Below are 5,716 nucleotides of genomic sequence, written 5' to 3'. Positions count from 1 at the left end.
TGGTCGCCTACAACATCCCCGACCGGGACGTCTGCGGCGGCCAGTCCGTCGGCGGCGCGGGCAGCCGCGCCGCGTACGACACCTGGATCGCCGCCTTCGCCGGCGGCATCGGCAACCGCCCCGCGGTGGTCGTCCTCGAACCCGACGCGCTCGGCGACCAGGGCTGCCTGACGCCCGCCCAGGTCTCCGACCGCAACGCCATGCTGAAGAACGCCATCGCGCAGTTCAAGGCCAAGGCCCCCAACACCTGGGTCTACCTCGACGCCGGCAACCCCGGCTGGATCAGCGCCCCCACCATGGCGCAGCACCTGGCCGCCGCCGGGGTCAGCGGGGCCCACGGCTTCTCGCTGAACGTCTCCAACTACTTCACCACCAGTCAGAACACCGCCTACGGCAACGCCGTCAACAGCGCGCTCGGCGCGTACGGCTACACCAAGCCGTACGTGATCGACACCAGCCGCAACGGCAACGGCTCCAACGGCCAGTGGTGCAACCCGGCCGGGCGCCGGATCGGCACGCCCACCCGGACGGGCGGCGGCGCCGAGATGCTGCTGTGGATCAAGGAGCCGGGCGAGTCCGACGGCAACTGCGGCGTCGGGGCGGGCTCCTCGGCGGGGCAGTTCCTGCCGGAGGTCGCCTACAAGATGGTCTACGGCTACTGACGGCCCGTCACCGCGCCGAACGCTCGCCGCACCGCCGCGCCGCCTCACCACCGGGCCGCCTCACCACCGGGCCACCGGGCCACCGGGCCACCGGGCCACCGGGCCACCGGGCCACCGAACGGGACGCCCGCCGCACCACCGGCCGGGCCCGGGGAGCCGCTCCCCCCCGGGCCCGCCGCCACCCGACACCCACCATCCTTCGAAGGAACACCGTGCGCATTCCCCTGCACCGCGCCGCCCTCCCGGCGGGCGCCCTGGCGCTGCTGATCGGCGCCGCCGTCCCGGCCGCTGCCGCACCGCACCCCGCCCCGGCGTCCCACACGCTCGCCCCGGACACCGTGTTCTACGTCGACCCCGACAGCGACGCGGCCCGCCAGGCGCTCACCGACCTGAAGCAGCACGACCTGGCCGGCGCCCGGGACATGGCGAAGCTGGCCAGTTGGCCCGAGGCCGCGTGGTTCACCGGCGGCACCCCGGCCGAGGTCGAGGCGCAGGTCCGCGACCTGGTGCGGCGCGCCGGGCGCGCCAGGGCGGTGCCCGTGCTGGTCGCGTACGACATCCCGCTGCGGGACTGCTCCCAGTACTCCGCCGGCGGCGCGCAGTCGGACGCCGACTACCGGGCCTGGATCGACGCCTTCGCCCGCGGGCTGGGCGACAGCAAGGCCGTGGTGGTGCTGGAGCCGGACGGGCTGGCCAACCTCCCGGCCGACTGCGCCCCGGGCGCGGACCCTGCCGGCGAGCAGACCGCGGGCCGGCTCGCCGACCTCAACCACGCGGTCGACGCGCTGGAGCGGCAGCCGAACAGCGTGGTCTACCTGGACGCGGGCAACAGCCACTGGCAGAGCGTCGGCACCGCGGCGCAGCGCCTGATCGACGCGGGCGTCGGGCGCGCCCAGGGCTTCTCGCTGAACGTCTCCAACTACTTCGCCACCGACCGGGCCACCCGCTACGGCACCTGGGTCTCGCAGTGCGTGTGGTTCGCCACCGAGGGCCCGGACTGGGCCCGGGGGCACGCCGACTGGTGCGCGAGCCAGTACTACTCCCCCGCGGCGCCGAACGACGGGCAGCCGGGCAACGCGGTCGACGTGGAGGACCCGTCCAGCTGGCACTGGACCGACCAGTGGTTCCAGCAGAACGTCGGCAGCCCGTCCGCCGGCGAGCTCGCCCACTTCGTGGTCGACACCAGCCGCAACGGCCGCGGCGACTGGAAGCCCCCGGCCGGCAAGTACAGCGGAGACCCGCAGACCTGGTGCAACGCGCCCGGCAGCGGGATCGGCGACCGTCCGACCGCGGACACCGGGGTGCCGCTCGCCGACGCCTACCTGTGGGTCAAGACCGTGGGCCAGTCCGACGGCCAGTGCAACCGCGGCGGCCCCGGCGGCACCGTGGACCCGGAGTACGGCGTCGTCGACCCGGCCGCCGGTGCCTGGTGGCCCGAGCAGGCCGCGTCCCTGGTGGAGAACGCCAGCCCGGCGCTGGCCTTCAACACCGCCCGGCGGCACTGACCCCTCGTCGTACGGCCGGCCACCGTCCCCTCCTGCCCGGGGGGACGGCGGCCGGCCGTACCCCTTCGCGGACCGGCCGTACCCCTTCGCGGACCGTCGTACTCCCTCGCGGGCCGGCCGTACCCCCTCGCGGGCCGCGCCTACCGGTCGGAGAGCCGGGCGAGCGTCTCCAGCGGCCGGGCGAGCAGCTCGGCGAAGGCCAGTTCGGCGGCGCCGATCAGTACCGTGTCGTCGCCCAGTTCGCTGACCCGCAGGCGCAGTTGCTCCCGGACGGCGGCGAGGGCGTTGGTGTTGATCCGGCTGCGGACCTGGGCGGCGGAGCCGAGGAAGACGTCCCGGAGGGTGCCGCCGAGGACGACCAGTTCCGGGTCGAAGAGGTTGGCCAGGTTGGCGATGCCGATGCCGAGCCAGTCGCCGACCCGGTGCAGGGCGGCGCGCGCGGTGACGTCCCCGAGGTCGGCGGCGGTGACGACGGCGCGCACGGCCTCGCCGCCGGTGGCGCGGCCGTCCCGGCCGGCGGCCTCCAGCAGGGCCCGTTCGCCGGCCTCGGCCTCCAGGCAGCCGCGGGCCCCGCAGCCGCACGGCCGCCCCTGGTGCGGGTTGACGGTCATGTGGCCGATCTCGCCGGCGTATCCGCGCTCCCCGCGCAGCAGTTCGCCGGCGGCGATCACCCCGGCGCCGATGCCGATCTCGCCGTGCAGGTAGACCAGGTTGCGGCTGCCGCGGCCGGTGCCGCGGCGGTGTTCGGCGAGCGCGCCGAGGTTGGCCTCGTTGGCGACCAGGACGGGCACGTCCGGGCGGAGCCGGTCGGCGAGCGCCCCGGCGAGGTCGACGCCCTTCCAGCCCATGTTGGGGGTGAGGCCGACCAGGCCGTCGGGGTGGCGGACGATGCCGCGGACCGCCGCGGCGGCGCCGACGCAGGTGCTGCCGTCGGGGGTGCGGGCGAGCATCTGGTGGGCGAACCCGGCGAGGATGTCGGCCACCCGGCCCGGGTCCTGCGGCTGCCCGCCGGGCCACGGGTGCGCGCGGCGCTCCAGGAAGGCGCCGCCGAGCCCGACCAGGGCGGCGGACAGGCGCTCCACGCCGACGTCCAGCGCGAGGACGTGCGCGCGGGCGGGTTCGGGGCTGACCACCAGGGAGGGCCGCCCGGCCCGGCCGGTCTCCTGCGGCGCCTCCTCGCGGACCAGGCCCGCGGCCGCCAGGTCGCCGACCAGGCCCAGGATGGTGCTGCGGTTGAGGCCCAGTTCGGCGGCCAGCACGGCGCGCGAGGTGGGCCCCTCGAAGTGGACGTGGCGCAGCAGCGCACCCAGGTTGTGCTGGCGGACCTCTTCCTGGGAAGGACCGGCTTTCATGGCGGGTGACCCTCATCGTCGGGCGGTGCGGCGGCGGGACATGGCGTCCACGCCGGCGGCCACCAGCAGTACCGATCCCGTGACAGCGTACTTGACGCCCGAGCTGTACCCCATCAGTCCCATGCCGTTCTGGATCACCGCGACGACCAGGCCGCCGAGCACCGCGTCGACCATCCGGCCGCGGCCGCCGAACAGGCTGGTGCCGCCGATGACGGCGCTGCCGACGGCCAGCAGCAGGACGTTGCTGCCACCGGTGTTGGGGTCCACCGAGTTGCCCCGGGAGGCGGCGACGACGCCGCCGACGGCGGCCAGGCAGGAGCAGATGACGAACGCGGCGATCCGGATGGAGGCCACGTTGATGCCGGCCCGGCGGGCGGCCTCGGGGCTGCCGCCGACGGCGTACACGTGCAGGCCGAAGCGGGTGCGCTGGAGGGTGAAGGTGCCGAGCAGCAGCAGGGCGCCGATCACCGGCACCACCAGCGGGACGCCCTTGAGCGAGTTGACCAGGACGTTGCGGCTGCGCTCCTGGTTGAGCAGGTCCACGGCGAGGGCGCCGAGCACGACGACGGCGCCGATCCGCACGGCGAGCAGCACCGGCGGCGTCCCGGCCAGGCCGCGGCCGCGCCGGTCGCGGCTGCGGCGCACCTGGAGGACGGCGTACCCGGCGGCGCAGGCGGCCAGCAGCAGCCAGCCGAGCAGGGGGCTGAGGTTGTCGTTGGCGATCGCCAGGACGGTCGGGTCCTTGATCGAGACGTTGGTGCCCTCCTTCAGCAGCATCAGCACGACGCCCTGGAAGCCGAGGAACGCGGCCAGCGTGACCACGAAGGACGGGATGCCGACCTTGGCGACCAGGGTGCCCAGCAGCAGGCCGATCACCGCGCCGGTCAGCACGGCCGCGGTCACCGCGCCGTACCAGGGCCAGCCGTGGTCGGTCAGCAGGACGGCCAGCACGGCGGCGCAGACGCCGCTGGCGTACCCGGCCGACAGGTCGATCTCGCCGAGCAGCAGGACGAAGACCAGGCCCATGGCGATGGCGATGCTGCCGGCGCTCTGGGTGAGCAGGTTGGCGAAGTTCAGGTTGGACAGGAAGACCGGGCGCAGCAGCGCGAAGAACGTGCACAGCACGACCAGGCCGGCGACGGCGGGCAGCGAGCCGAGCTCGCCCGCGCGGAGCCGGTCGAGGTAGCCGCGGGCGAGTTCCGCCGGTCCGGGCCCGGCCGGCTTCCCGGTCTGCTCCGGCTCCCCGTTCTTCTCCAACGGCCCGTTCTTCCCGGCTTGTTCGGCCTTCCCGGGGTGTCCGGTCTTTCCGGGCTGCTCGGCCTTTCCGGGCTGCTCGGGCTGCTCGGGGGCGAGGGCGGTCATGCGGTGGCTCCCTTGGAGGTGGAGGTGTCCTGCGGGCCGAGGTCGCCGCTGCGGCCCGCGGTGATCAGCTCGACGACCTGGGCGTGCGTCACGTCGGTGGCCCTGACCTGGGCGGCCGTCCGGCCCAGGTGGAGCGCGGCGATCCGGTCGGCGACCGCGAAGACGTCGTTCATGTTGTGCGAGATGAGGACGACGGCCAGGCCGTTGTCGGCCAGTCGGCGCACGAGTTCGAGGACCTGGGCGGTCTGGGCGACGCCGAGGGCGGCGGTGGGCTCGTCGAGGACCACCAGCTTGCTGTTCCACAGCACCGCCTTGGCGATGGCCACGGTCTGGCGCTGGCCGCCGGAGAGGCTGGAGACCTTCTGCCGCAGCGACTTGACGGTGCGCACCGACAGGCTCTTGAGCGTGGCGGCGGCCATCTCCTCCATGGTGGCGTCGTCGAGGACCAGGCCGCGGCGCTTCTCCCGTCCGAGGAACATGTTCTGGACGATGTCGAGGTTGTCGCACAGCGCGAGGTCCTGGTAGACGATCTCCACGCCGAGCGCGGCGGCGTCGCGCGGGCTGTGCACCTGGACCGGCCGGCCCTCGAAGAGGTACTCGCCCGCGTCGACGGGGTGGATGCCGCCGATGCACTTGACGAGCGTCGACTTGCCCGCGCCGTTGTCGCCGACGAGGGCCGTCACCTCCCCCGCCCGGGCGCTGAGCGCGACGTCGTGCAGGACCTGGACGGGGCCGAATCGCTTGTCGATCCCGCGCAGTTCGAGGAGGGGTGTTTCTGTCATGGGTGGGGCTCCTGGGGGTCGACGGGGGGCGGGCCCCGTGCCCGGGGCGGCAC

The 5,716-nt window shown here is 74.7% G+C and carries 5 protein-coding genes; 2 read left to right on the top strand and 3 right to left on the bottom strand.

Annotated features, from left to right (window positions below; all coding sequences use genetic code 11):
- Both ACFUEL_RS33665 and ACFUEL_RS33660 read left to right on the top strand, forming a co-directional pair.
- A partial coding sequence (locus tag ACFUEL_RS33665; protein WP_380241044.1) for a glycoside hydrolase family 6 protein occupies positions 1-662 on the top strand: 662 nt, incomplete at its 5' end.
- A gap of 212 nt (positions 663-874) precedes the next feature.
- A complete protein-coding gene (locus tag ACFUEL_RS33660) occupies positions 875-2,167 on the top strand; it encodes a glycoside hydrolase family 6 protein (RefSeq protein WP_380241042.1) in 1,293 nt (430 codons plus the stop codon).
- A gap of 140 nt (positions 2,168-2,307) precedes the next feature.
- Here ACFUEL_RS33660 and ACFUEL_RS33655 read toward each other — a convergent pair whose 3' ends face one another.
- The 3 genes from ACFUEL_RS33655 to ACFUEL_RS33645 are packed head-to-tail and all read right to left on the bottom strand — an operon-like array spanning position 2,308 to position 5,663.
- On the bottom strand, positions 2,308-3,519 hold the full coding sequence (locus tag ACFUEL_RS33655; protein ID WP_380241040.1) for an ROK family protein: 1,212 nt from the start codon (positions 3,517-3,519) through the stop codon (positions 2,308-2,310).
- Between the two features lie 12 nt (positions 3,520-3,531).
- Entirely contained in the window at positions 3,532-4,881 is a 1,350-nt protein-coding gene (locus tag ACFUEL_RS33650) for a sugar ABC transporter permease (protein ID WP_380241038.1), read from the bottom strand.
- On the bottom strand, positions 4,878-5,663 hold the full coding sequence (locus tag ACFUEL_RS33645) for an ATP-binding cassette domain-containing protein (protein WP_380241036.1): 786 nt from the start codon (positions 5,661-5,663) through the stop codon (positions 4,878-4,880). The genes ACFUEL_RS33650 and ACFUEL_RS33645 overlap by 4 nt, the downstream gene beginning before the upstream one ends.
- Positions 5,664-5,716 lie beyond the last annotated feature (53 nt).

The sequence above is a fragment of the Kitasatospora sp. NPDC057198 genome (assembly GCF_042670125.1).
Taxonomy (GTDB): Bacteria; Actinomycetota; Actinomycetes; order Streptomycetales; family Streptomycetaceae; genus Kitasatospora.
The sequence above is the reverse complement of the archived record's forward strand: the minus strand, read 5'-3'. Positions and strand labels throughout refer to the sequence as shown.

What these genes read in the sequence shown, in the direction of transcription:
- ACFUEL_RS33650 (WP_380241038.1), bottom strand. Translation starts at nt 4,881, where the DNA reads ATGACCGCCCTCGCCCCCGAGCAGCCCGAGCAGCCCGGAAAGGCCGAG.
- ACFUEL_RS33645 (WP_380241036.1), bottom strand. Translation starts at nt 5,663, where the DNA reads ATGACAGAAACACCCCTCCTCGAACTGCGCGGGATCGACAAGCGATTC.
- ACFUEL_RS33655 (WP_380241040.1), bottom strand. Translation starts at nt 3,519, where the DNA reads ATGAAAGCCGGTCCTTCCCAGGAAGAGGTCCGCCAGCACAACCTGGGT.